General features: G+C 71.6%; 21 protein-coding genes. 7 read left to right on the forward strand and 14 right to left on the reverse strand.

The features are described 5' to 3' along the window. Positions 1-3: 3 nt before the first annotated feature. The gene (locus ACTMTI_RS23880) at positions 4-957 is read left to right on the forward strand and encodes a helix-turn-helix transcriptional regulator (protein ID WP_441122710.1); all 954 of its coding nucleotides are present in this window, start codon (positions 4-6) and stop codon (positions 955-957) included. Between the two features lie 108 nt (positions 958-1065). Here ACTMTI_RS23880 and ACTMTI_RS23885 read toward each other — a convergent pair whose 3' ends face one another. The 6 genes from ACTMTI_RS23885 to ACTMTI_RS23910 are packed head-to-tail and all read right to left on the reverse strand — an operon-like array spanning position 1066 to position 6267. Beyond that, on the reverse strand, positions 1066-1677 hold the full coding sequence (locus ACTMTI_RS23885; protein WP_441122711.1) for a flavin reductase family protein: 612 nt from the start codon (positions 1675-1677) through the stop codon (positions 1066-1068). Continuing rightward, positions 1674-2195, reverse strand: a complete 522-nt coding sequence (locus tag ACTMTI_RS23890) for an NADPH-dependent FMN reductase (RefSeq protein WP_441122712.1) — start codon at positions 2193-2195, stop codon at positions 1674-1676. Before ACTMTI_RS23890 ends, ACTMTI_RS23885 begins: the two co-directional genes overlap by 4 nt. Then, a complete protein-coding gene (locus ACTMTI_RS23895; protein ID WP_441122713.1) occupies positions 2192-3514 on the reverse strand; it encodes an LLM class flavin-dependent oxidoreductase in 1323 nt (440 codons plus the stop codon). Before ACTMTI_RS23895 ends, ACTMTI_RS23890 begins: the two co-directional genes overlap by 4 nt. Then, positions 3511-4467, reverse strand: a complete 957-nt coding sequence (locus ACTMTI_RS23900; RefSeq protein ID WP_441122714.1) for an ABC transporter permease — start codon at positions 4465-4467, stop codon at positions 3511-3513. The genes ACTMTI_RS23895 and ACTMTI_RS23900 overlap by 4 nt, the downstream gene beginning before the upstream one ends. Next, positions 4460-5266 carry an ABC transporter ATP-binding protein gene (locus ACTMTI_RS23905; RefSeq protein ID WP_441122715.1) on the reverse strand — a complete coding sequence of 269 codons (807 nt, stop codon included), beginning with the start codon at positions 5264-5266 and terminating at the stop codon, positions 4460-4462. Before ACTMTI_RS23905 ends, ACTMTI_RS23900 begins: the two co-directional genes overlap by 8 nt. Next, positions 5263-6267 carry an ABC transporter substrate-binding protein gene (locus ACTMTI_RS23910; RefSeq protein ID WP_441122716.1) on the reverse strand — a complete coding sequence of 335 codons (1005 nt, stop codon included), beginning with the start codon at positions 6265-6267 and terminating at the stop codon, positions 5263-5265. Before ACTMTI_RS23910 ends, ACTMTI_RS23905 begins: the two co-directional genes overlap by 4 nt. A gap of 235 nt (positions 6268-6502) precedes the next feature. Between ACTMTI_RS23910 and ACTMTI_RS23915 the strand changes: the two genes are divergently transcribed. Continuing rightward, entirely contained in the window at positions 6503-6832 is a 330-nt protein-coding gene (locus ACTMTI_RS23915) for a putative quinol monooxygenase (protein ID WP_441122717.1), read from the forward strand. On the opposite strand, the gene ACTMTI_RS23920 is transcribed toward ACTMTI_RS23915, so the two are convergent. The 5 genes from ACTMTI_RS23920 to ACTMTI_RS23940 all read right to left on the reverse strand — a co-directional run bounded on the left by ACTMTI_RS23920 (position 6829) and on the right by ACTMTI_RS23940 (position 13914). After that, positions 6829-9645: a beta-galactosidase gene (locus tag ACTMTI_RS23920; protein ID WP_441122718.1), complete on the reverse strand. Its 2817-nt coding sequence runs from the start codon at positions 9643-9645 to the stop codon at positions 6829-6831. The genes ACTMTI_RS23915 and ACTMTI_RS23920 overlap by 4 nt on opposite strands. Positions 9646-9830: 185 nt before the next feature. Next, positions 9831-10769, reverse strand: coding sequence for a hypothetical protein (locus ACTMTI_RS23925; protein ID WP_441122719.1), 939 nt, complete (start codon positions 10767-10769; stop codon positions 9831-9833). Continuing rightward, positions 10762-11337, reverse strand: coding sequence for an RNA polymerase sigma factor (locus tag ACTMTI_RS23930; RefSeq protein ID WP_441122720.1), 576 nt, complete (start codon positions 11335-11337; stop codon positions 10762-10764). The genes ACTMTI_RS23925 and ACTMTI_RS23930 overlap by 8 nt, the downstream gene beginning before the upstream one ends. 181 nt (positions 11338-11518) lie before the next feature. Next, positions 11519-12385 carry a fumarylacetoacetate hydrolase family protein gene (locus tag ACTMTI_RS23935; protein ID WP_441122721.1) on the reverse strand — a complete coding sequence of 289 codons (867 nt, stop codon included), beginning with the start codon at positions 12383-12385 and terminating at the stop codon, positions 11519-11521. Positions 12386-12753: 368 nt separating this feature from the next. After that, positions 12754-13914, reverse strand: coding sequence for an Ig-like domain-containing protein (locus tag ACTMTI_RS23940; RefSeq protein ID WP_441122722.1), 1161 nt, complete (start codon positions 13912-13914; stop codon positions 12754-12756). A gap of 150 nt (positions 13915-14064) precedes the next feature. On the opposite strand from ACTMTI_RS23940, the gene ACTMTI_RS23945 reads away from it, so the two are divergent. Next, a complete protein-coding gene (locus ACTMTI_RS23945) occupies positions 14065-17313 on the forward strand; it encodes a glucodextranase DOMON-like domain-containing protein (RefSeq protein WP_441122723.1) in 3249 nt (1082 codons plus the stop codon). A 12-nt stretch (positions 17314-17325) separates the two neighbouring features. On the opposite strand, the gene ACTMTI_RS23950 is transcribed toward ACTMTI_RS23945, so the two are convergent. Together ACTMTI_RS23950 and ACTMTI_RS23955 are read right to left on the reverse strand one after the other, a co-directional pair. Next, a complete protein-coding gene (locus tag ACTMTI_RS23950) occupies positions 17326-17979 on the reverse strand; it encodes a hypothetical protein (RefSeq protein WP_441122724.1) in 654 nt (217 codons plus the stop codon). Positions 17980-18193: 214 nt separating this feature from the next. Continuing rightward, positions 18194-19423: an RNA-guided endonuclease InsQ/TnpB family protein gene (locus ACTMTI_RS23955; RefSeq protein WP_441122725.1), complete on the reverse strand. Its 1230-nt coding sequence runs from the start codon at positions 19421-19423 to the stop codon at positions 18194-18196. Between the two features lie 200 nt (positions 19424-19623). On the opposite strand from ACTMTI_RS23955, the gene ACTMTI_RS23960 reads away from it, so the two are divergent. From ACTMTI_RS23960 to ACTMTI_RS23970, 3 genes are all read left to right on the forward strand, one after another. Next, on the forward strand, positions 19624-20475 hold the full coding sequence (locus ACTMTI_RS23960) for a polysaccharide deacetylase family protein (RefSeq protein WP_441122726.1): 852 nt from the start codon (positions 19624-19626) through the stop codon (positions 20473-20475). 67 nt (positions 20476-20542) lie between these two features. Further along, entirely contained in the window at positions 20543-21130 is a 588-nt protein-coding gene (locus tag ACTMTI_RS23965; RefSeq protein ID WP_441122727.1) for a hypothetical protein, read from the forward strand. 139 nt (positions 21131-21269) lie between these two features. Beyond that, positions 21270-22709, forward strand: coding sequence for a PepSY-associated TM helix domain-containing protein (locus ACTMTI_RS23970; protein WP_441122728.1), 1440 nt, complete (start codon positions 21270-21272; stop codon positions 22707-22709). Positions 22710-22715: 6 nt separating this feature from the next. Here the strand turns inward: ACTMTI_RS23970 and ACTMTI_RS23975 are convergent, their stop codons facing one another. Next, positions 22716-24686, reverse strand: a complete 1971-nt coding sequence (locus ACTMTI_RS23975; protein ID WP_441122729.1) for a WD40 repeat domain-containing serine/threonine protein kinase — start codon at positions 24684-24686, stop codon at positions 22716-22718. A gap of 186 nt (positions 24687-24872) precedes the next feature. Here ACTMTI_RS23975 and ACTMTI_RS23980 point away from each other — a divergent pair, with 186 nt between their 5' ends. Beyond that, the gene (locus ACTMTI_RS23980) at positions 24873-25310 is read left to right on the forward strand and encodes a RidA family protein (protein WP_441122730.1); all 438 of its coding nucleotides are present in this window, start codon (positions 24873-24875) and stop codon (positions 25308-25310) included. Positions 25311-25357: the final 47 nt, after the last annotated feature.

Here is a 25357-nt window from a genome sequence, read left to right on the forward strand (position 1 = left end):
TGCATGGCGGACGTCACCCAACGCATCCTCGCCCTGCTCACCACTCTTCAGTCCGGACGGGCGTTCAGCGGCGACGAGCTCGCCGCACGGCTCGACGTCAGTCCCCGGACCCTGCGCCGCGACATCGACCGCCTCCGCGGCTACGGCTACCCGGTCCAGACTCAGCCCGGCCCCGGTGGCCACTACCGGCTTACCGCAGGCAACGCCATGCCACCGCTTGTGCTCGACGACGACGAGGCGATCGCGACTCTCCTCGGGCTGGCCACCCTCGCCGCCACTGGCAGCGCCACCGAGGGAAGCGTGGACGAGGCCGCGACCCGCGCCTACGGCAAGGTCGACCAATACCTGCCGAAGCGCCTCCGGCATCGCGCCACCCAGCTCCGCGCGAGCCTGGAAACCAGCACTTCGCTCGGCCCGAGCACCAGCGCCGAGGACCTGTCGACCCTGGCCGACGCCATCCAGCGCCGCCTGATCGTCACCTTCGACTACAGCGGCAAGGATGGCCCGGTCTCCTCCCGCCGCGTCGAACCCCACCGCCAGATTCACCACCACCAGCGGTGGTACCTCCTCGCCTGGGACACCCGCAAAGACGACTGGCGCCTCTTCCGTATAGACCGCGTCACCGGTCTCCAGACGTCAACCAGCACCTACACGCCGAGGCCGTTGCCCGCGGACACCGCCGTGGACTATCTCCGGCAAGGGCTCAACAAGCACCGCGACCGCGTCGTTCTCACCGTGGAGGCGCCCCTCCCGGCTGTCGCCGACGCCCTCAAGTACCAAGAGGCCGAACTCGCGGCACTGGACGAGCGCCGGACCAAGGTCGTCCTGATGCTCGACACCTGGGAATGGCTGCTCCTGAGCCTCGCCTTCCTGGACGCCGGCTTCACCATCCATGAACCGCGCGCCTTCCGAACCGCCTGCCAGGCCTTCGGCGCACGCCTCCTCGATTGCGAGTGACAATCCGGACCGGGATCGGGGAGCTCCCCTCACACCACTTCCAGAGGGGAGCTCCCCGATCCCGGCCCTCGAACGCGTCACCGAGGCCGACGCGCCCGGTCGCCACACCTAGGGGTGGGCGATGAAGCGGCCGAAGCGGCCCTGATGGTAGAGGAGGGGGCGGCCGGGGCCGTGCACCCTTGCCTCGGCGACCAGGCCGACGACGAGGACGTGGTCGCCGACGTCGACCATCTCGTGCGGCAGGCAGATCAGGTGCGCGGAGACGTCCTGCAGCAGGGGCGCTCCGAGCGGACCCGGTCGCCAGCGGGTGGGCTCGGCGAACCGGTCGACGTCCTTGCGCGCGAACCGCGCCGCCAGCTCGGCCTGGTCGCCGGCCAGGACGTTGACCGCGAAATGATCGGCCGAGCGCAGCCTGGGCCAGGTGGTGGAGGACTGGTCGACGTAGAAGGAGACCAGCGGCGGATCGAGGCTGACGGAGGAGAAGGACGTGGCGGTGAGCCCGGCGGGCACGCCGTCGGCCTGCGCGGTGATGACCACGACGCCGGCGGCGTGCGCGGCCAGCGCCCGCCGGAACCCGCCCGCGTCGACTTCCCTGCCCAGCGGCGGGAACCGGACGTCGGCCCCGCGCCGGCGCTCCCCCGCGGGCCGTGTTCCGCCCGGAGGCTCGCCCGCGGGCCCGGTACCGCGCCGGGACCTCCTCTCGGAGAACGTTTCCGTCATCGGAGCGCTCCTTCCTCGATCGTCACGGCGGCCTGTGGCGCGACCCGATCCGCCCATGTCGCCACGACCTCCGCCAGTCGCGGGAGCTGGGATTCGAGCACCGCCAGGCCGGGTGTGGGCACGAGCGCGCCCAGCTCCACCAGCAGCGGCCGCAGGTGCACCTCGACTGCCAGCGAGTGCCGGGCGTCCCCCATGACCAGCACCGGCAGCGCCGCCTTCCCCGCCAGCGCGTCCGGCGGCAACCGATCGAGGAACGCCTTGAGCAGCCCCGTGTAGGTGCCCTTGTAGGTCGGGCTGACCACCACCAGCACGCTCGCCTCCGCGACGAGCTCCAGCGCCGCCTCCACGGCAGCGGAGGGGCCGGGCGCGAGCAGGTGCGGTCCGAGCCCTGACAGATCGACGACGTCGTACGGCCCGGGCACGCCGATCCGCTCCCCGATCGCGCGGGCGGCCTCGACGGCCACGGTACGGGTCCGGGAGCCCGCCCGGGGGTTGCCGACCAGCGTGACGACGCTCATCCGGCCACCGCCAGCCGGGCGTACCGCGAACCCGGCCGGGCCAGGCCGTAGTTCTCGCGGAGCGTGCGGCCCTCGTACTCGTGCCGGAACAGCCCCCTCGCCCGCAGCTCCGGCACCACGTGGTCGACGAAGTCGGCCAGGCCGCTGGGAAGGATCGGCGGCATAATGTTGAAACCGTCGGCAGCGCCGGCGAAGAACCACTCCTGGAGCTGGTCGGCGATCTGCTCGGGCGTGCCGGCGACGACGCGGTGGCCGCGCCCGCCGGCCAGCCGGGCGAGGAGCTGCCTGACTGTGAGGCGCTCGCGCCTGGCCAGGTCCACGACGAGCTTGCGGCGGCTCTGGGCGCCCTCGGTCTCGACGGATATGTCGGGCAACGGCGTGTCGAGCGCGTCCTCGGTCAGCTCGATGCCGGTCAAGTGGGAGAGCTGGGACAGCCCGTACGCCGGGATGATGAGGTCCTCCAGCTCCTTCTCCAGCCGCAGCGCCTCGCGCTCGGTCGAGCCGATGATCGGCGAGATCCCCGGCAGGACGATCAGCTCGTCCGGCCGGCGGCCGTAGGCCGCCAGCCGGCCCTTGAGGTCGGCGTAGAACTCCCGCGCCTCGGCGAGCGTCTGCTGCGCGGTGAAGACCGCCTCGGCGTGGCGGGCGGCGAACTCCTTGCCGTCCTCCGACGACCCGGCCTGAACCAGGAGCGGGTGGCCCTGGGGCGGACGGGAGGTGTTCAGCGGGCCGCGGACCGCGAAGTGCTCGCCCGCGTGCTCGATGGGATGGATCTTGCTGGTGTCGGCGTAGCGCCCGCCGGCGCGGTCGCCCACGATCGCGTCGTCCTCCCAGCTGTCCCACAGCTTGCGCACGACGTCCAGGAACTCGCCGGCCCTGGCGTAGCGGGCGGCGTGCGCGGGGCGCTCCGCGCCGAAGTTGCGGGCCTCGGCCTCGCCCGCGGAGGTGACGATGTTCCAGCCGGCCCGGCCGCCGCTGATGTGGTCGAGCGAGGCGAACTTGCGGGCCACGTGGAAGGGCTCGTTGTACGTCGTCGACACGGTGGCGATGAGGCCGATGTGGTCGGTGACGGCGGCCAGGGCGGACAGGAGGGTGAGCGGTTCGAGGCCGCCCAGGGCGTTGTGGGCGACGTTGCCCTGGAGTGCCACGCCGTCGGCGAGGAAGACCGAGTCGAGCGTGCCGCGCTCGGCGATCCTGGCCAGCTCCTGGTAATGGCGGACGTCGGTGAGACGGGCGAGCTCGGTGCGCGGGTGCCGCCAGGCCGCCTCGTGGTGGCCCACGCCCATGAGGAAGGCGTTGAGGTGGAGCTTTCTCGTCATGTGGTCCTCCAGGTGGAGAAGCGGCGCTCGACGGCGATCAGGAGCAGGTTGAACAGCAGGCCGAGCGCGGAGATCGTGATGATCCCGGCGTACATGTCGGGGATGCGGAAGCTGGACTGGGTGTCGAGGATGAGGTAACCGAGCCCGGCCTTGGCGCCGACCATCTCGGCGAACAGCAGCACGAGGATCGAGTACGCGCCCGCCAGCCGCACGCCGGTGAAGATCGTGGGCACGGCGGCGGGCAGGATCACCTTCTGGAACAGGCGGACCGGACCGAGGCCCATGGACCTGGCCGACTTGATCAGCAAGGGTTCGACGGTCTTCACGCCGCTGATGGTGTTGAGCAGGATCGGCCACGAGCACGCGTACAGCACGAACGCGATCTTCGTGGTCTCGCCGATGCCCAGGATCAGCGTGAACACCGGCAGCAGCGCCACCGCCGAGGTGTTGCGGAACACCTCGAGCAGCGGGGTGAGGAGGTCGGCGAGCGGCCGGTACCAGCCGATCAGCAGGCCGAGCGGGATGGCCAGCACGATGGCCAGGCCGAAGCCGGACAGCGAGCGGACCAGGGAAGCCTGCAGGTGCTCGGGGAGCCGGCCGCTGATGAGGAGGTCGTACCAGGCGGCGAGGTTCTCCGAGAGCGGGGGGACGAAGACGCGGTCCACGACGCCGAGTCTGGGCAGGAGCTCCCAGGCGGCCAGGAGGAGCAGGATGGCGGCGGAGTTCACGGCCGCCCGCCGGACCTTGAGGGTGATGGCCTGCCACCGCGTCCTGGCGCGGGGCCGCTCCGGTCCGGCGCCGCCGGCGCCCGCCGCACGCGCGGTGTCCGCCACTGCCGCTCCGGCGCGCTCCCCGTCGTCAGGGTCCGCGGTGGGGTCGGCCTCGTCGTCCGGGAGGTCGTACCAGTGGCGGTCACCGGGCGGCTTCGTGCGCTCGTCCAGGGCGTCAGCCATGGGAGGTCACCACCTTTCGCTCCTGCGCCTGCGCCGCCGCGACCTCGTCGCGCAGCAGTTGCCACACGTGGTGGCGGTATTCGCCGAAGGCCGGGTCCGCCCGCAGGTCGCCCTCGCGCGAGCCGAACGCCACCTCGACGACCTCCTTGATCCGTCCGGGCCTGGAGGTCATCACCGCGACGCGCTGTCCCAGGTAGACGGCCTCGTCGATGCCGTGTGTGATGAACACGACAGTCTTGCCGGTGTGCTGCCAGACGCGTACCAGCTCCTCCTGCAGCGACTCGCGGGTCTGCGCGTCGAGCGCGGCGAACGGCTCGTCCATCAGCAGGACGTCGGGGTCGAAGGCGAGGCTGCGGGCGATCGCGACGCGCTGCCGCATCCCGCCGGACAGCTCGTGCGGGTAGCGGTCCTCGAACCCGGACAGTCCCACGAGCGCGAGGTGGTCCCGGGCTCGCCGGGCCCGCTCCTTCCTGGGCACGGCCTTGGCCTCCAGCCCGAACTCGACGTTGGCCTGGGCGGTGCGCCACGGGAAGAGGGCGTACTGCTGGAAGACGATGCCCCGGTCGAGCCCGGGCCCGGTGACGGGCGCGCCGTCGATGAGGATCTCACCGGTCGTCGGCCGGACCAGCCCGGCGACGAGGTCGAGGAGGGTGGACTTGCCGCAGCCGCTCGGGCCCACGAGCGTGAGGAACTCGCCCTCGCGCACGTCGAGGTCGATGCCGGACAGCGCGGTGAACGGCTCGCCGGCGTCCCTGACCTGGAACGTCTTGGTCACGTCCCGGATGACGATCTTGCTCATGAGGCGCTCCCGCCGCCGTAAGGGTTGAACTCGTTGGTGTAGAGGTCGGCCGCCTTGACCTGGCCCGGCCGGATGTCGCGCTCGCGTTCGAGCCAGTCGATCCAGGTCTGGAACTCCTTCGCGGCGATGACGCCGCCCTTGCCGGCGATGCCGGTGCTCTTCCAGAACCGGACGGTGTCGGCGCTCTCGTTGCGGCCGCGCTTGGCGATGATCTTCTCGAAGGTGGCGATGACCTCCTCGCGCGAGTGGGTCTGAGCCCATTCCACGGCCTTGGCGAACGCGGTCACGAACGTCCTGGTCGTGGCAGGGTTGCGGGCGATGAAGTCCTCCCGCATGACGATCGACCCGGCGGTGAACGGGCCGAGCAGCCCGACGTCGGTGAACAGCGGACGCAGCCCGCCGCGTTCGAGCGCCTTGTCCTTGAGCACGCCGGTGAGGGTGCCGGCGTCGAGCTGTCCCTGACGGATGGCCTGCTCGGTGTTGACCGGTGGGATCACCACGAGCTGGACCTGCTTGATCTCCTCCGGCGTCAGCCCTTCGCGCCGGAGGTACTCCTTGATGACGGCCTCGTGGTGCGCGCCGAGCGTGTTGACGCCGATCTTCTTGCCGACGAGGTCGCGGGCGGCCCTGATGGGGCTGTTCTCGCTCACGTAGTAGCCGCTGAAGTTCTCCTGGTCGGCGCCGTAGTAGCCGATCACCGCCTTGATGGGGGCCTTGGCGGCCTTGAGCTTGACGATCGCGCCGTCGAAGGCGCCGCCGAAGTCGGTCTGGCCGGTGGCCGCCGACTGGATGTCCTGCGGTCCCGAGGTGGTGTTTCCCACCCACTTCAGCTTGACGTCGCCGAGGTAGCCGAGCTCCTCGGCCAGTTCGGGGAAGGTGACGGCGCCGGTGCTGCCCTGGTAGCGCAGCACCTTCGCCTCCGTTGCTCCGGAGGCCACGCCGCAGCCGGCCACCACGGCAGTCAGAAGCGCGGATAGGAGGGCATGTCTGAACTTGATCACGATGGGTTCCTCTGGGGAGGGAGAGAGGTCTGCCTTGCGTTACGTGATCAGCGACACTGCGCGCTGGCGACGTGGCCGAAGTCCACGTGCGGGCGCCGGGTCAGGTGAAGGCCCTGGCTCATGCGTACGACGCTACGGCCGGGGAACGATGAAGTCAATATTTCCTACATGAATATAGGGAAATAGATCGCGCTAGGCTCGTCACGTAGTGCAGCCGATCTCCGGAGCCCGATCGATGATCTTCATCACCGCGAAATTCCGCGTCCTGCCCGAGCACGCCGACCGCTGGCCGGAGATCGCCGGCGAGTTCACCGAGGCGACCCGCGCCGAGCCCGGCTGCCTGTGGTTCGACTGGTCGCGTAGCGTGGCCGACCCCAACGAGTACGTCCTGGTCGAGGCGTTCAGGGACGACGCGGCCGGGGCGGCGCACGTGCGCTCCGACCACTTCAAGCAGGCCCAGCGCACGCTGCCGGACTACCTGGCCGAGACGCCGCGCATCGTCAACGCGGCCGTCCCGCAGGACGACTGGTCGGAGCTCGGCGAGATGGCCGTCCCCCCGCGCTAGTCCACCCGGACGTTGCCGTAGGCGAACAGGCTGATCGGCCCCGGTCCCGCGGGTGCGGCCTGCTCGGCGGTGACGGCGAGGGCGATCGTGTTCGTCCCCTGCTCCTTCAGCAGGCCGGCCGGGAGGTAGAAGTCTTTCTGCGGGCCGATGTCGCCGCCGTACTGGCCGACGTTCCAGCCGTTGAGGAAGATCATTACGCGGTACGCGGGCGACTGCTCGCCACCGAAGCGGAGCCCCACCGGAACGTCCTGGCCGTCGGGCAGGTCCAGGCGGAACGCGGTCCGGTGCCAGGTGACGCCCGGCGCTAGCGGGCCGCCAGCGTTTTTCCATGATTTATCGGCATACGCGGGCAGGTGCCAGCCGGTGCGTTCCCCGTACAGACCGCCGTTGTTGAGCGGGCCCCGGACCGGGTCCGTGCCGGCCGCGCCCTGGATCTTCCAGGTGATCGGCGTGCCGCCGACGGAGGCGGCGACGAGCCCGCGCGGCTGCTTGAAGCGCAGGTCGTCGGCGATCCAGTCGTCGTTGTGCCCCATGTTCGCCACGAGGACGGCGATCACGTTGCCGGCGCCCGGTTTGAGGAGCCCGGACGGGATGGCGAAGTGGCCGGGGCCGGGGTCCGGGTTGGGCGGGGTCCACTGGTCGCCGGAGTCGGCCTGTACGCCGCCCGCGGCCGAGCCGAGGTAGCGGCCGTTGAGCCAGACCAGGTAGTTGCCGCGGCGGCCGGTGATGGCGTTGAGGTCGATCGTGGTCTCGGCGCCGGTGGCGGTGAAGTGGCCGCGATACCAGACGTTGCCGTAGTGGTAGCCGTAGTCGTCGGCGTACAGGACGGGCAGGGTCTTGGGCGGGTGCGGGCTGGTGGTCGTGGTGCGGTCGGCGGCGGTCCAGCGGGAGTCGTCGAAGCCCGGCTGCGCCTCGGGGGATTCGGCGCGGGCGCGCCAGGAGGTCAGCTCGGGCAGCCGGACCGCGCCGGGCGCGCGGGTAGCGCCCAGCAGCGAGCCGCTCTTGGTACGGGCGGCCGCGACGTCGTGCGTGCCGATCTGTACGCGCCGGACCTGGCCCGGCGCGAACACCTCCACCTCCCCCGCCACCGTGTCGGCCGCGAGGCGCACGGTGTCACCGCGCACCGAGGCGGAGCGTACGAGCTCGGTGCCGCGCACCAGGACAGGGCCGGAGTCCGTGTCCGCCCGCCAGAACGTCCCCGCCTCCTCATCCGTGCCGAGCAGGAGGAGCAGCGGCCGCCGCCCGCCACCCGTGACCAGCACCCGGGCCAGCCCGTCGTGCGTGTAGTCCAGCCGCAGGTCGCCATTGGCGTAGGCGCTGGTCACGCTGCCGTCGAGCACCGTGACCGAAGGCTGGGAGGCGTAGCGCAGGACGGTGGCGCCGGGCGAGCCGCTCGTGCCGTAGAGGAGGGCGACGTCGCGGCCGCCGATGGCGGCGTGCGTCATGATCTCGGAGGTGGACAGGACCAGGCGCTGGCCGCCGAGGTCGTACCCGGCGACGAGGACGTGCGCGTCACGCCCCTTGACCTGCACGGGGACCCGGTGGCCGGCCCAGTCGACCGTGGCGGAGTCCGTGGTCGTCGCGGCCCGGTCGGTGTGCCGTACCAGGACGAACTGGGTGCCGGTGTCCGGGTTGGCGCGCGCCACCGTGGTCAGGGCCGGGTTGTCCGGGGCGGGCGGCGTGGCGACCGGGTCTGTCTTGGCCAGCGGGGCCACCGCCTGCAGGAAGTAGCCCTGGCGTTTGAACTCGGCGTACTTCGGGGTGAGCCGGCGGGCCTCGGTGATCGCGGCGCCGTAGTCGTAGGAGGTGTAGACGTCGTTGGGCTGGGCGAGCCAGCCCCAGTTGGTGCCGCCGTACCCCATGTAGTACGAGAACATCGTCGCCCCGGTCGTGACCAGGTTGTTCTTGTAGAAGAACTTCATGAACGCGGGCCCGGTCAGCTCACGGCACTTTTCGTACCCGGCGTTCCCGAGGTCGATCGCGCCCGCCTGGTACTCGGCGGCGAACACGGGGATGTCGTCGCGCAGCCGCTCGGTCAGCCCCTCGCCCCAGGGACCCCAGACGTCCGGCGTGGCGCACTCGAAGGACTGCGGGTAGTCGTCGATGCCCGGGATCTGTACGGCGCCGGGGCCGGTCGCCCACGTCGAGCTCCAGCTGCCGCCGTCGCAGCAGTCGTTGGTCGTGATCGGCACGTCGATGCCGTCGGCCCGGGCCTGATCCTGGATGTCCTGCATGTACGCGGCGTCGGTGTTGACCTGGTACTCGTTCTCGGCGTTGTAGAGGATCACCGGTCCGCCGTCGGTGACCTGGTGCCTGGCGATGATCGGATTGATCCGGTGCAGCCACTCGCGGTACGCGGCCTGGTATCCGGCCTCGCTGCTGCGCGCCCGCCCCGGCACCGTCTTCACCCATGCGGGCAGGCCGCCGCCGCTGCTCTCGGCGTTGATGTACGGCCCAGGCCGGGCGATCACGTACAACCCGGCCTGGGAGGCGGTGCGCAGCAGCCGGTCCACGTCGCGCACGCCGGCGAAGTCGTACACGCCTTGTTTCGGCGAGTGGTAGGCCCAGGAGAAGTAGAGCGAGACGGCGTTGAACCCGGCCGCCTTGACCTTCTCCAGCACGTCCCGCCACAACTCCGGGCTCGGCAGGCGGAAGTAGTGGAACTCCGCCGACTGCAGGACGATCCGGCGGCCGTCCACCATCAGCGAGTACCGGTCGTAGGTGACCTCGTGCGCCGTCCGGGCGTGCGCGGGCACGACCGGAACGGCCCAGGTCAGCAGCATGGCCAGGAGCACCGAGAGCAAGCGCCTCATGGTCGCCTTCCAGGTCTGCGCGGAGCGGAATGCGCCTCTTTAATTTGGCGATCATCCAAACAAAAGTCAACGCCCTAGCCGCGACGACCGCCTACCACGGTGTTCAACGGGCCGATGTCCGGCCAGGCCCGCAGCCTCTTGAAGAGTCGGTGGCGGGCGAGTGCCGCCCGCCACCGGCCTGTCGATCACGACAGGGGCTTGAGCTTTTCGGGCGAGACTTGCAGCTGAATTACGCCGTCTTGTATCGACCGCGCCTGCCAGACGATCCAGTCCGCCCCGACCTCTTTGGCGTCGATGGGGGCGAATGTCAGGTGGTAGCTCTGGTTATAGACATAGTTGGACGGCTCCTCGTCATGGGACGTCACCCGTTCGTACACGACTTGAAGATCGCGCTCCTTGACCTCGTCGAGGACCTCAGCCACAGGCCGCTCGTGTACATCGACGCCTTGGAGTACCTCACCGGGATCGGTGGCGAGAGTCGGATATTGGTAGGGCTCCCCTTGCTGCGCGGGCCGGCCCAACTCACCCGACACAGCCCCGTGGAAATCTTCGGAGATGCGTACGGTAAGGCGGCAGTCGCCCTGCCCGATCTGGCAGCCGGACGGCTCGTTACCCGCTGAAATGTCGATGTAGACGCGAGGTCTCGGTGTTCCATCACTTCGCGGCGGCGGGCTGGTCTGCGGCTTGTCCGCATCGAGCCCAACCAAACGCCCAACTTTTGCCGGGGAAGCTGGAACGAGGCGCAGTCGTACATCCAACCCCACCGCCCTGAACCCCTCGGCATAGCGCTCATGGTCGGCGAGCGGGTCCTTGATCTTGGCCACCCAATAGCCGTCCTCCTTCTCGATCTCGATGGCGGCGTTGGCGTAAGAGGTCGCGCTGCCCGACCCGCCGGGCACGACGCTCGGGCCGATCACCAGAACTGCTGCCAGCACCGCGGTCAATACAGCGCCGACGATCAGCCCCCGGCTCAGGTCTGGGGCGAGTACGAGTGAACGCCGGCGGTTCGGGCGGCGCTGCTCTGCCGGGCGCTCCGATCGCCAGCCGACGGCCACCGCCAGAGCGTCGGGATCGGGCGTAGGCATCTCGGCGCGCATCTGCTGGAGCAGCTTCATCTCATCCATCCGATACCTCTCCCAGAGCTTTGCGCAGCTTGGCGCGGGTCCTGTTCAGCCGCGAGCGGACCGTGCCCACAGGGATGTCCAGCACGTCGGCGGCCTGCTGGTAGGTCAGTTCGCCCCAGGCGACCAGCAACAGCAGATCGCGATCGGCCTTGCGCAGTCCTGCCAGGGCTTTGGCCAGGCGTGGAGTCACGGTCGCCGCAGTGACCTGGTCGACGACGCGGTCGGCGTGGCCCTCGATGACGGGGTCGACGCCCGTACGGGCGAGCGCGCGATAGAGCCGTGCCTCCGAACGGTGGTGACGGCGTATCAGGTTGGTGGCGATGGTCCACAGCCACGACAGCGTGTCCCCGCGGGCAGGGTCGTAGCTGTCGCGGTGCTTGAGCGCCTGGTGGAAGGTCGCGGCGACGATGTCATCGGCGAGATGACTGCCCAGCCGCCGGGCGGCGTAGCGGTGGATCGGCGGTGCGTGCCGGCGGAAGAGATCGTCGAAGCAACCGGGGTCGTCAAGTGACCGGGGCCTCAGTAACGCTTCATCGCACTCTTCGGGTATCACGTCGGGTGTGCTCACGCGTGGCCTTCCGCGTCTCGATGTTGTCCATACACCCGTCACTAGCCCGATGAGCCTCCTGCGGTTCCCGCCATGGCAGCCCTGCGAGGTCGCCGGCCGACGCGCGCCGTGCCGGCTCGGCGGCGAGCGCGGGCGCCGGGCTGGTCCCGGTGGCCCGCGCCGGGTTTGCCGGGCAACGGAGTCAGCGCATGGCGTTCAGGCCACGGACCACGGTGGTGGTCAGGGTGCCGACCTCGGCGATGCCGATGGTCACGGTGTCGCCGTCCTGCAGCGTGAACGGCAGGTCCGGGACCAGGCTGGTGCCGGTGGCCAGCACGGCGCCGTCGGGGAAGGTGTCGGCCCTGAACAGGTAGCCGGCCAGCTCGTCCAGCCGGCGGTGCAGCTCGGACGTGGACGACTTGCCGTCCCACACCGTCTCCCCCGCGCGGGCGATGGTGAGCGTGATGTCGAGCGCGTACGGGTCCGCCACCTCCCACGCGGGCCTGATCGCCGGCCCGACCGCGCACGCGCCCAGGTAAATCTTGGCCTGCGGCAGGTAGAGCGGGTTGACCCCTTCGATGGTGCGCGAGCTGACGTCGTCCACCACCGTGTAGCCGACGATCTCGCCGGCCGCGTTGAGGACGAGGCCCAGCTCCGGCTCCGGTACGTCGATCTCGGAGTCCGCGCGCACCGCGATGCGCCCGCCGTCCCCGGTCACCTTCCACGCCACCGACTTGAAGAACAGCTCGGGCCGCTCGGCGTCGTACACCAGCTCGTACACGTCGGCGGCGCGCTCACTCTCCAGCACCCGGGCCTCCCGCGAGCGCCGGTAGGTCACGCCTGCCGCCCAGACCTCCATCAGCCCGTCCACCGGCGCCAGCCTGCGTACCGAACCCGACGGGTGCCGCGTCCCGTCCGCGCCCGCGCACCGCTCGCGCAGTTCCCCGGACGGCAGCCGCAGCAGCTCGCCGACGGTGGTGACCCCGGACAGCTCCACCACCTGCTCGCCGTCATCGACGCCGACCGCGTCCGCGCCGGCCAGGGGGCTGACGAACCGTACGATGTGCATGGCTGTTCCTCACTCTCGTCAGATGGGTCCGATGAGAGTCTTCCCTACCCGTCCGGAGCGACGTCCCGCCGGGTGCTCATGCTTTCGGTCGCGATCGCCTGACAGCACGGGCTGTGGCTTGCTGTAATCACTGACGCACGTAGCGCGATATCGAGTCCGGCCTGGTGGTCCCGGGCGCGGGCGGTCAGAAGGCCACCAGGAACTCGTAGACGTTCAGCAGCCAGACCAGCATCCACAGCAGCAGCGTGGGAAGCCGGACCACCTCGCGTCCGCCTCCGTCAGCAGGCACCCGATATCTCAACGCCTTTCTTCGACGATGACGATATTTACCCAGTCTGGCTCGCCGCACCCGCTCCCGCGCACCGCGGTCAGCCGTTGATCGGTTTGCCCAAGGCGCTGCCCGCCAGCCAGGCCTGCCACGACTTGGCCCACGGTGTGGGGCCGTTGCCGAATTGCAGTTTCCTGGAGGTGCCGGTGACCTCGATGATGTCCCCGCGCTGGGTGAAGTCGTAGAACCAGCGGGCGTTCTCCGGGCTGGCGTTGACGCAGCCGTGGCTGACGTTGCGGCTCCCCTGTGCACCGGTCGACCATGGAGCGGCGTGGAAGAAGGTGCCGCTGTAGGTCATCCGGACGTTCCATTTGGTGCGGATGCGATATTCACCCGGTTTGCCGACTGTGGCGGAGTCCATGACGATGTCCGCGGCCTTCTCCTGGGCGATCATGACGCCGGAGTAGCTGTCGTCGCCCGGCTTGCCCAGGCTGACCGGGATGGTCTTGACGACCTCGCCGTTCTCCCGCACGACAGCCCGATGCGTCTCGTTGCTGACCTTGGTGATGTGCTCAGGGCCGACGGTGAAGGCCAGAGTGCGATCCTTGGTGCCCCACACGTCCTCTCCCGCGCGCAGGCCCGCCAGGTGCGCCACAACCGTGACCTGCTCGCCGACCGGCCAGTACTCGCGCGGCCTGAACTGCACCTCGCGGTCGCTCACCCAGCTCCACGCGCCTTCGACCGGCTTGGACATGCGCACCACCAGCGACCGCTCGATCCGGGCCCGGTCCTCCTTGGCGGTCACCGGCTGGGACAGCAGGAGCTGGACGGGCATGCCGACGCCGACCGTCTCCCCGTCCAGCGGCGACATGCCGCTCTCCAGCACGCGCTTCGGCTTCAGCGTGGTGAACTTCGCCTGCGCCGTGACCGGCTTGCCGTCGGTGCCCATGGCCTGGGCGCTGATCGTGTACGCGGTCGACGGGCGCAACGCCCACTGGGGCCGCCAGGTCCCGTCCGCGGCCATCGCGCCCTTCACCGCGCGGCCCTTGACGTCGGCGACCGTCAACCCGGTGACCTTCCCGCCGGTGGCCTTGACGCTGATCGGGGTGTCCGGGGGCACCTTCTTGGCTCCGTCGGCGGGGGTGATCGACAGCTTGGCCACGGGGGCGACCGGCTTGTCCGGGGACGCGGTGCCGCCGCCAGAGGTGCAGCCGGCTGTTAAGAGCACCGCCGCGAGAACGATCATCGTGCCGGTCCGCATCACCGATGCCTCCCGTGCCTGACTTATGAGGAACTATCCCTGTGTGCCCCGAGCGGCGGCAAGCATGCGGATCGGACAGGGTTGACAGGCGGCTGAGGCGGGTCTTCGCTCGACGATACGGGGTCCGACGGGAGAGTTGCCATGTCCGCGATGCGACGAATCGTCCTTGTCTTATGCGTCTCCGCCGCGCTGATCGGCGTACCCGCCGATCCGGTGCTGGCGACCGGGCCCGCGCCGGGAGCGCCCGGCGCGCCGTCGCATTTCGGGCTGGCCCGCAAGGACTGCGTGGGGACGGCGGCCGGCAAGTCGTCCAAAGTCTGGTACACCGTCGCGGGCGGCGTCCTGTCCGACGTCTACGAGCCCACGATCGACAACACCAACGTCGAGACCATGCAGTTCGTCGTGACCGACGGCAGCACGTTCACCGAACTGCAGGCGCGCGACACCACGTACCAGGTGGCCACCGACCGCTCCGGGCTGACCTGCACGATCACCTCCGCCAGCAGGAGCGGCCGCTACCGGCTGACGACCACGTACGTCACCGATCCCGACCGGAACGCCGTCGTGGCCCGCGTCCGGCTGCAGCCGCCGGGGCTCGGGTTGTACGTGCGGCTGGACGCGAGCGTGAACGGCAACGGCGGCGGCGGCCAGGCCAACGGCGGCGCGGACAGCGGAGTGGTGGACGGTCCCACCGGCGCCCCGGTGATCTCCGACGAGAACACCGAGACCTCCGCCCCGGCCCGCGACTACGCCGTGCCCACCCACCTCGCGCTGCGGGCCGAGCGGCGGCTGCCGCAGGCGAGCGTCGGGTACGCGGGCACGCCCGGCGACGGCGCCGCCCAGCTCGACACGGCCCGCACGCTGACCCCCTACACCGAGGCCCCGGACGGCAACGTGGTCGCCACCGCGCGACTGCCCATCGACGCCAACGGCGAGGTGACGTTCGCGCTCGGATTCGGGCGCACCAGGGCCGCCGCGCTGCGGACCGCGGGCGAGGCCGCCGACCGCCCGTTCGCGCTCACCCGGGCGAAGTACGAGGCGGGCTGGGCAGCCTACGACGCGGGCCTGCGCCGGCCGCCGCGCGGGCTGGAGGACCTCTACCGGCTGTCCGCCAACGTGCTGAAGGCCAGCGAGGACAAGACGTTCCCCGGCGCGGTCGTGGCGTCGCTGGCCAGCCCGTGGGGGCAGGCGGTCGGCGCGGGCGAGCTGGTCGGCGGCAAGGCGGTCTATTTCGGGTCCTATCGGGAGGTGTTCTCGCGCGATCTGTATGAGGCGTTCACGGGGTTCCTCGCGGCCGGGGACCTCGCGACCGCCCGGGCGACGGCCCGGTTCCTGCTCGAACGTCAGCAGTTGCCTGACGGGCGGCTGCCGCGCAACTCGCTGCTGAACGGCAAGCTGGCGCCCGACTCGGGCGGGGACCAGCTGGACGAGACCGCGTACCCGATCCTGATGGCGTACCAGTCCGGGCTGACCGGGGTGTGGGACGACGTGCGGGCGGCGGCGGACTTCCTGGTGTCGCGAGGTCCCGCGTTCGGCGCGGAGCGGTGGGAGGAGCAGCCGGGCCACTCGCCGTCCACGATCGCCGCGGAGATCGCCGGGCTCGTCGCGGCCGGCGAGATCGCCGCCGAGCAGGGCGACCGGGCCAGGGCCAGGCTCTACCGGGCCACGGCCGACCGCTTCGCCCGCTCGGTCAAGTCGTGGACGGTCACCACGACCGGCCCGTACGCGCCCCGCTACTTCCTGCGCCTGTCGCGCACCGGCGACCCCGACGCGGCCGAGTCGTACAACCTCGGCAACGGCGGTCCCACCGAGGACCAGCGGCGCGTGGTCGACGCCGGGTTCCTGGAGCTGACCCGGCTCGGCATCCTGCGCCCCGACGACCCCGACGTGCTGGCCAGCCTGCCGGTCGTGGACCGGGTACTCCGCCGCACGACCGCGGGCGGGCCCGGCTGGTACCGCTACGGCTCCGGCACCGCGGGCACCGAGGACGGGTACGGCGACTGCCACGAGCCCGACCCCACCTCCTGCGCGCCGTCGGGCAAGCCGTGGCCGACCGGCAACACCGGGTCGGGTCACGTGTGGCCGGTCCTGGCCGGCGAACGGGCCGAGCAGGCGCTGCAGACCGGCGACCAGGCCACGGCGAGCGCGCTGCTGACGGCCATGCGGGCCATGTCGTCGGGCACGGGACTGGTCCCCGAGCAGGCGTGGGAGAACCCGGACCTGGCCGCCGCCCCGTACGGCGCCGACCCGGCCACCGCGTCGATCGGCTTCCGCGACGGCGGGGCCGCGGGCTCGGCATCCCCGCTCACCTGGGCCCAGGCGCAGGCACTGAGGCTGATCCTGTCGCTCGGCTCGGCCCGCCCGGTCGAGCAGCCCGACGTCGTACGCCGCCGCTACGCCGCCCACGGCATGCCGCAGGCCGCGCCGCTGACCGTGAGCGCCCCCGCGGACGGCGCCGCGGTCGCCGGCACGTCGGTCGCCGTCGAGGGCACCACGGCGCCGGGCGCGCGCGTGGACATCGCCGCCACGCCCATCGACACGGGCGCTCCCACGAAGGTCGTGTCGGTGCGCGCCGGATCGGACGGCGCCTTCGCCGCCTCGGCGCCCGTCTCGTTCGGCGAGGTCGTGCTCACCGTGACCGCCACCACCGCCGACGGCCGCACCGGGCACGCCCGCCGCACGGTCGTCGGCGACATCGTGAACGCCACGACGGTGCTCGACGTCACCGACCCCGAGGGCGACGACGACGGCCCCGGCACGTACGCCTACCCGACGGCCGCCGACTTCCACGACGGGGCCTTCGACCTGCGCAGGTTCCAGGTGATCACGGATGCGACCACCGTCTACCTGCGGGCCGAGGTCCGCGACCTGTCCCCCACGTTCGGCAACCAGATGGGCGCTCAGCTGCTCGACGTCTACGTGCAGGACCCGGCCGTGGCTGCGCGCTCGGCCGAGGCGGCGTTCCCGCAGCGTAACCACCGCATCGCGGACGCCTGGTCGCAGCGGGTGGAGGTGCAGGGCTTCGCGGCCCCGGTGTGGGTCACGGCCGCGGGCGCGAACCTGGCGGGTGCCGCCGTCCGGGCGTCCGGCACCACACGGACGATCACGGTCGCGCTGCCCAGGAGCGCTTTCGGCACGCCGGGGCCGGGGTGGCGGTTCGCCGTCGTGCTGACCGGGCAGGACGGCTTCAGCGCCGACCAGGCCAGAGGGTTCGCGGCGACGCCGCAGCCGTACCAGTTCGGGGTGTGCGCGGCGGGCGGCACGGATCCGCTGTGCGCGGTGGGCCCGGGCACGGTCCCCAAGGCCGTGGACGTGATCGTCCCGGTCGGCCGGTCCCAGGCGGACGTGCTCAACCCGCTGCTCGGCCCGGTCGCCGTGCCCGCCGTCCCGGTGCCCTGACGGGGTGTCCCGTCAGGCGAAGCGTTCGACCGTGACGGGGATCAGGCCCTGCTCGCGGATGGCCTGCCGGTGGTGGTGCAGCAGCGCCCCGAGCGCGGCGACCGGGCCGGTGCCGAGCCGTGCGGTCACGTCCACGCACCAGGCGATGCCCGCCCCGATGCGGCGCAGCTCCCAGGTGAAGCCGTGGCCGCCCGCGCTGCCCGACGCCTTCCCGACCACGCGCGGGTCGCCGGTCGGCTCCAGCCGCAGGGCCTGGCTCGCGTTCGCCAGCCCGTCCGCGCCCAGCTCCCCGGCGAACAGGATGCGGTAGCGGCGTGACTTGGCCGGCGAGGTGCCCAGGTTGAGTGGCGCGGCCGCGGGCAGGGGCTGGCGGCGCCGGAAGAAGGTGCGCAACCGATCCTCATCCGGCAGCTCGCCGCCGCCGAGCCGGGCGTAGGTGTCGTACGCGCTCCGCCTGCCCACCGGCGTCACCCGGGCGCGCAGGGCCGCGTCCGTACGGATGGCCCGGCTCACCTCGGGGGCGGCGGACCAGACGCCGGTCGCCGATCCCCATTCGGCGCTGTCGATGCCGGCGGCGGTGTAATCCTCGCCGAGGACGAACTCCTCCACCAGGACTCCCGCCGGTGACCGGTCGCCTGCCGAGGTGGAGATCAGGTAGTAGTCCATCCCCCGGATGATTCCCGGCCCGGGAGCGCCGGAGCAAGCGCACGCGCCGACGCGGCGGCCCAAGGCCTGGGGAGCGAAGAACGGCCGCCGGCCGGTCATCCGGGAAGCGGGCTCCCGCGAACCAAGGGCGTACGTCGGTTGTCGAACTCATATGGGGTGGTCCCGGTCGGGGCCGCATTCAGGGGGCACCGGGGCGGTGCGCAAGGGGGATCGGTCAACTGCCACCGGTTGAAGCCGGTGGTTTGCTCTCACGGTCCCGTCTGGCTGAGGGGAGGCCGGTAGCGTGTGGCTGGTTGACAGCAGCCCAGCCCGCAGCGCCGCGTGCGGCGATGTTGCGGGCCGCGATGTGGTCGGCGTGCCCAGCGAGGCCACATCCGGTGCAGACGAACCGGCCCCGTGCCGGCCGATTCGCTCTGGAGACACATCCGCACCCTGGACAGGCCTGCGAGGTGTAGGCGGGGTCGACCAGGACGAAGGCGACTCCGGCGCGTTCGGCCTTGTAGCGGGTGAACTCGATGTTCTGGGCGAGGGCCCAGTTGTGCAGGGTGCGCCGCTGGAGCCGGTGAGCCCTTGCCCGTCCGCGGATGCCCTGGAGGTCTTCCAGGGCGATCCCTTGGCCGGTGCGTTCGGCTTCGCGCACCACGTGTTTGCTGATTTGGTGGTTGAGGTCGGTCATCATCCGGCGCTCACGCCCGGACAGGCGGCGCAGCACCCGCCGCGCCGCAGGAGTGCCCTTGGCCTGCAGGCGGCGGCGTTGGCGATGCCGCCGCTCGCGCAGGGTGCGGACGTGGCCGTTGCCGTTGATCGGCCCGGGCAGGGCGGGGCTGGGCAGCACCGCCCCGTCGCTGGTGACCGCCAGGTTGGCCACTCCTTGATCCACCCCAATGAAGCCGTTGACCGGCTCGCTCGTGCGGGGTTTGGGCAGGGTGAGGGTGACCTGCAGCAGCCACACGCCGCGCCGGTAGATCAGGTCGGCCTCGCCGATCGGCAGGGTGTTGACGGCCTTGAGGTCCTCTGCCCGGCTGGTGTAGGGGACGGTGACGCGGCCGGTGGGGGTCCACAGCGACACGGTGCGGGCGTCCCGGTTCCAGCTCATCAGCCGGGCGTCATAGGGGACGGCGCCGTGCGGGCGGAAGATGTGAGCACGCTTCTTGGTGGCGCGCCGGTTGGCGTAGGCCCCGGCGACCCGGGCGATGGCCCGTACGGCCGCTTGCGCGCCCAGCCCGGCCACCTGCGCGCGCACGTCGTAGTAGGCGAGCCGGTGCAGTTCCAGCACGGTGAAGGTGCGCTGCTGCCAGGCCAGGCGGGAGACGACGGTGGCCGCCTGGTTGGACACCAGCACCGCCGCGGCCAGGGCGTCGGCCTGGGCGGGGCTGGGTGTGAGCCGGAGTTGCACCACCGAGGGCAGGCCTTGCCGTTTGGTGGCGGAGCGGCGGATCGCCATCGCGCACCTCCTGTCACTCCAGGCTCACTCACCGAGCATATTACTTACTGTTACCGAGCTTTTCCATACTGTTTTCGAAAGGAGGAGTGGCGCTCCCTCCCGGTCCTGAAGGACCGGGTCTCCGCGCCACAATTCAGATGAACATGGGTGCGAGGTCGCGCCGGCCGGTTCGGCCTGGGGCGAGACGGGGGACGGCGAGGATGATCGCCACGGCCCTCCTGGCGGCGGCGGCATGCGGAGCCGGCCAACTGGCGACCGGCACTGGAACGGTCCAGGCGGCGCCGCGGTCCGACGCCCGGGACGGCGGCTCGGCGCCCGGGGCGTCGCCGACCGGGTTATCCGAGTGGCCGTACGCGGGGCTGTCCCAGATGTGGTCCAAGGCGTCGCAGGCGCTGCTCGCGCCCATGATCGCCGCCGCGGAGGAAGCGCGCGGCCACCCGGTCGACTGCCGCCGCGCCAAGTGCGTGGCGCTCACCTTCGACGACGGGCCGGGCCGCTACACGGACGCGCTGCTGAAACAGCTCGCGGCCTACCGCGCCCGGGCGACGTTCTTCGTCGTGGGTCAGAACGCCGCCGCCTACCCCTGGATCCTGCGCAGGACGGCCGCGGCCGGGCACGAGATCGGCAACCACACGTGGTCGCACCCCGACCTGACGAGGCTGTCGGCCGCCGGCGTCCGCTCCCAGCTCGCCCGGGCCGACCAGGCGATCAAGGCGGCGACCGGCATCGTGCCGCGGATCATCAGGCCGCCGTACGGGGCGCTCAACGCCGCCGTGCGCATGCAGAGTTCGCGTCCCATGGTCATGTGGAGCGTGGACACCCTGGACTGGCGCTTCCGCGACAGCGCCAAGGTCGCCAGAAAGGCGGTCAGGTCGGTGCGCCCGGGCAGCATCATCCTGTTCCATGACATCCACCCCACGACGGTGCGGGCCATGCCATGGGTGCTGAAGAGCCTGTCCAAGCGGGGCTACAAGTTCGTCACCGTCAGCCAGTTGTTCGGCGGCGCCACGCCGCGGCTGGCCTACAGCGGTGGCGGTCCCGGCATCCTCTGAGCATCCGGGCATATCTGAACTTTTCTCAATACGTCCGCGTATCTGCCTGTGTGAGCGGTGATCGCGCATGAACCCCGATCAGAAAGGACACAGCGGCACCGGCAGCAGGGACACCGCGCAGGCCGGGCGGGCCGGCCTGCGCGGGCTGCGGGCGGCGGTGTTCGCGGCGGTCTGCGTGTACGCCGCTCTGGGGATGCACATCCTGGCCGGCGGCCCCGGCGTCTCGTTGCGGACGCTCGCCGCCGCCGTCGCGATGACCTGGGCGGGGGCGTTCCTGCTGGCCCGACGGCGCCGGTCCATGGGGACGCTGCTCGGCGCCTCGTTCGCGGCGCAGTACGGGATGCATCACCTGTTCAGCTCGGGCGCCGCCCCCTACTCCGGCCATCATGGGAGCGGGCTCCAGGCCGGGATCGGGATGCTGGTGGCGCACGTCATCGTGGCGACGTTGTGCGCGTGGTGGCTGGAGCGGGGCGAGACGGCGCTGGTCACGTTCGTGTTGTTGCTGGCGTGCTCGCTGCGGGACCTGTGGCGGCTGACCGCCCGGCTCGCGGCCCCGCCGGCGCCGCGTCCCGGCCCGGTCGTGACGGCCGCGGCCGTCATCCGCACGTCCCAGGTGCTGGCCTGGGCGATGTGCCGCCGGGGGCCGCCCCGTTAGCAGGGCCGACTGAAATTTCGATGCCGTACGTGACCAGCGGGTCCGTACGGCCGGTTCGGCGTGGCCGCAGGACGGCCGCGACCATCCCCCTGCTCACGCGTGCGCCCGTCCGGCGTGCGCGCCTCCGGAACGGAGCCCCATGACCTCTGTCGAGGCGCGGCCTGAAGCCGCCCTGCCTGCCATCGCCCCTGCCCGCGCCCCCTCCCAGCGTTACCGCGCCGTCTGGCGCTGGCATTTCTACGCCGGCCTGTTCGTGGCGCCCGTCCTGCTCGTCCTCGCCGTGACGGGCTCGATCTACCTGTTCAAGGAGCCATTCGAGGAGTGGCGTTACCAGGACGTCCGCACTCTCGCCGAGCCGGTCGCCGCGGCGCGGCCCCTGTCGGAGCAGGTCGCCGCCGCCCAGAAAGCGCTCCCGGGCTCGGCCGTCATGTCCGTCATCCCGCCGCCGTCGCCCGAGCGCACCACCCGCGTCATCCTGCAGGGCGCCGACACGGGCCCGTGGGCGCAGGGCATCTCGGTGTACGTGGACCCGGGCACGGCGGCCGTGGTCGGTCAGATCGACGACGGCGCCACGTTCATGCGCGTCGTGCGTACCATCCACGGTGACTTGATGTCCGGCACCGTCGGCGACCGGATCGTGGAGATCGCCGCGTGCTGGGCGCTGATCCTCGTCGCCACCGGGACGTACCTGTGGTGGAGTGGCCGGCGTGGTCGGCCGAAGGCACCGCGCTCGGGCCGCGGTCGGCTGCGCCGCCTGCACATCCTGGTCGGGCTCGGTGCGGGGGCCGCGGTCGTCTTCCTCGTCATCTCCGGGCTTCCCTGGTCGGGTGTGTGGGGCGACGGGCTGCAGCAGATCCAGGATCGTACCGGCTCCACCACCCCCAGCGCGGACGACTTCCCGCACACCTCGACTCCCCCGCTGTCCGGCGACCTGTCCGCCAACCCGGACGCCAAGGTGCCGTGGGCGGCGGAGCGGCTGCCCGTGCCGGAGTCCGGCGGGCACGGCGCGCACGGCAGCGGGGGCGGCGTGTTGCAGCCCGGCGCCGTGCCGGTCGAGACCGCGCTGGCCGCCGCCCGGCCCGCGATCACGGCGTGCGCCGAGTGCGAGGTCAAGGTCCTCCTCCCGGACGGCCCGACCGGCGTCTACACGATCGTGGCCGATCCGCGCCGCGACCCGTCCGACGCGCGCACGCTCCACGTCGACCAGTACAGCGGCAAGGTGCTGGTGTCGTACGGCTGGGCCGAGTACGGCACCATGGCCAAGCTCGTCGAGCAGGGCGTCGCGCTGCACGAGGGCCGCCGGTACGGTCCCGCCAACCTCGTCGTGATGCTCGGCGCCTGCCTGGCGTTGATCACGCTCGTGGTCACCGGCGTGTGGATGTGGTGGAAGCGCCGCCCGCGCGGCCGGGCCGGCGCGCCCGCCCGCCCCACCGACAGGCGGACCGCGTACGGGGTGATGGTCATCATGGCGCTGCTCGGGCTGCTGTTCCCGCTGGCAGGTGTGTCGATGGTGGCGGTGCTGCTGCTGGACTGGCTCGTGCTGCGACGCGTCCCGGCGCTCGCGCGGATCGTCGGCTGAGGGGTTTCAGCCGCCGGTCGGGTACGGCGGGCCGAGGCTCCAGACGCGGGCCGTTTGGTCGCGGCTGCCGCTGACGGCGATCGGCCGGCCGTCGAGCAGGCCGGTCGCCACCGCCCAGACGCAGTCGGCATGCCCGGTGAACGGCGTGCCGAGCTGCGTCCTGGTGCTGAGGTTCCACACCCGCACCGTCGCGTCCTCGCTGCCCGTGACCGCCACGGGGAGGTCGCCCAGGTTCGTGATCGCGACCGACCACACCCAGCCGGTGTGCCCGGTGAGCGGCGCGCCGAGCTGTTTCCTGGAGTCCAGGTCCCACACCCGCACGGACCTGTCCTCGCCGCCGGTGATCGCCACCGGCGTGCCGGCCAGGTTGCCGATCGCCACCGATCGCACCCAGCCGGCGTGGCCGGTCATCGGCGCGCCGAGCTGTTTCCTGGAGTCCAGGTCCCACACGCGCACGGTCGCGTCGTCGCCGGCGGTGACGGCGATCGGCATGCCGCCGACCTGACCGATGGCCACCGCCCACACCGCTCCCGCGTGTCCGGTGAGCGGCGCGCCGAGCTGTTCGCCCGTCCGCAGGTCCCAGACGCGGGCGGTGCCGTCGGTGGAGGCGGTGACGGCGACGTGCGTGCCGCCGATCCGGCCGGTCGCCACCGACTTGACGTCTCCGCGGTTCCCGGCCAGGGTGCGGGATCGGCCGGTGGCGAGCTCCCAGACACGGGCCGTGTCGTCGTCGCCGGCCGTGACGGCGATCGGCGCGCCGTCGAGCTGGTCGTACGCGACCCCCCTGACCCATTCCGTGTGTCCGGCCAACGGCCGGCCGATCTGCTGGGAGGTACGCAGGTTCCAGACGCGGGCGGTCTCGTCGTCGGAGCCGGTCAGCGTGACGGGGACGCCGTCGAGCGTGCCGACGGCCACCGCCCGCACGTCGTTGGTGTGCCCGGCAAGGGGTTTGCCGATCTCGCCACCGAACGGGACGCCGGACGCGGTCGTAGGGGCAGGGCGAGGCAGGGGTGTCTCGGCCTGGGGCCACATCGACACGGCCACGACCGTCGCCGCGACCGCCGCTCCGACGGCGAGCAGCGCACGGCGCGGGAGCTCGGGCACCCGCCGGGGCGGTGGGGCGGTGATCTCGGCCGTGGGGGTCGCGACCTTGGGGGCGGCGGCATCTGCAGTCGGCGCCTCGCCGCCGGTCAAGGCGCGGACGAGGTCGTCGGTGGTGAGCCGCCGGCCGGGGTTCTTGTCCAGGCAGGCCGCCACCAGCGGCCGCAGCGACTCGGGAACGCCGGTCAGGTCCGGCTCGTCGTACAGGAGCGCGTGCAGCACAGCCGCGACCGACGCGCCGGCGAACGGCCGCCGCCCCGTGGCCGCGAACACCATCGTGGCGGCCCAGCTGAACACGTCCGCGGCCGGACCGGCCTCGTCCCCGTTCACCTGCTCGGGCGCCGTGTACCCCGGCGTGCCGAACGCCCCCGACTGGGTCACGGCGTGATCGAGAGCTCGCGAGATCCCGAAGTCGATCACCACCGGACCCTCGGGGCCGAGGATGACGTTGCCCGGCTTGAGGTCGCGGTGTACGACCCCGGCGCGGTGGATCGCGGCCAGCGCGGTCGCGGTCGCCACCGCCAGCCGCTCCAGCCCGCCGCCGGTCCGCGGCCCCTCGTGCCGGACGACGCGGTCGAGGGATTCGCCGCGGATGTATTCGCTCACGATGTAGGGGCGGTCGTCGTGCATCCCCATGTCGAGCACCCTGGCGGTGCAGAAGGGCGCGACCCGGCGCGCCAGGTCCACCTGTCTGAAGAACCGCCGGCGTTCCTCGGGATCCTCCGACATCCGCGCGTGCAGCACCTTGACCGCGACCTCGTCGCCCACCGGGCTCAGGCCGCGATACACCGCGCCCTGCCCGCCCTCGCCGAGGAATCCGGTGAGCCGGTAGCCGGAGATGTGCCCAAGGTCCTGGCCCGGGTCCGGAGGCGACAAGGCCCACCTCTTCGTATCAGGAGACTCAGCACCGGATACTACGGTTCAGCGGCAGCGCCGGATTACCCCCAAAGAAGACACAGTTGGCCAGATCCGACCTTTCCCTGCGAACGCTACGAAGAAGACATTCACCGTTGCCCGATAATTCATTTCCCGTGATCGAGAGGACTCCCTACGATGGCCGCCATGTCTTCACTTGCAGGGACCACCACCGGTGTCCGATTGATCCGCAGCCCCGAGCTCGCACAGAGCGTGGACTACGCGTACGCGGCCGTCGCGGACGTGCCGGTGCGGGCCATCTGGGCGGCGGGGGCCTGCCCGCTCGACGCCGATGGCGCGACCGTCGCCGTGGGCGACGTCGCCGGCCAGACCCACCAGGTGATGCGCAACCTCGTCACGGCGCTCGCCGGCGCCGGGGCCGCGCTGACCGACGTGGTCAAGACCACCGTGTACGTCGCCTCGTCCCGGCAGGCCGACCTCGGCGAAGCGTGGAAGGTCTACCGGGACTACATGGGCGACCACGACGTGCCGAGCACGCTGCTCGGCGTCGCCGTCCTCGGCTACAACGACCAGCTCGTCGAGGTCGAGGCGGTCGCGTTGATCACCGAGCGCGCGTCCGGCTGATCCCCCGCCGCCTGGCTCGGGCGGGCGGGCGTCGCACCGAGCGCCCG

The organism is Nonomuraea sp. H19, assembly GCF_052068215.1.
GTDB lineage: Bacteria > Actinomycetota > Actinomycetes > Streptosporangiales > Streptosporangiaceae > Nonomuraea.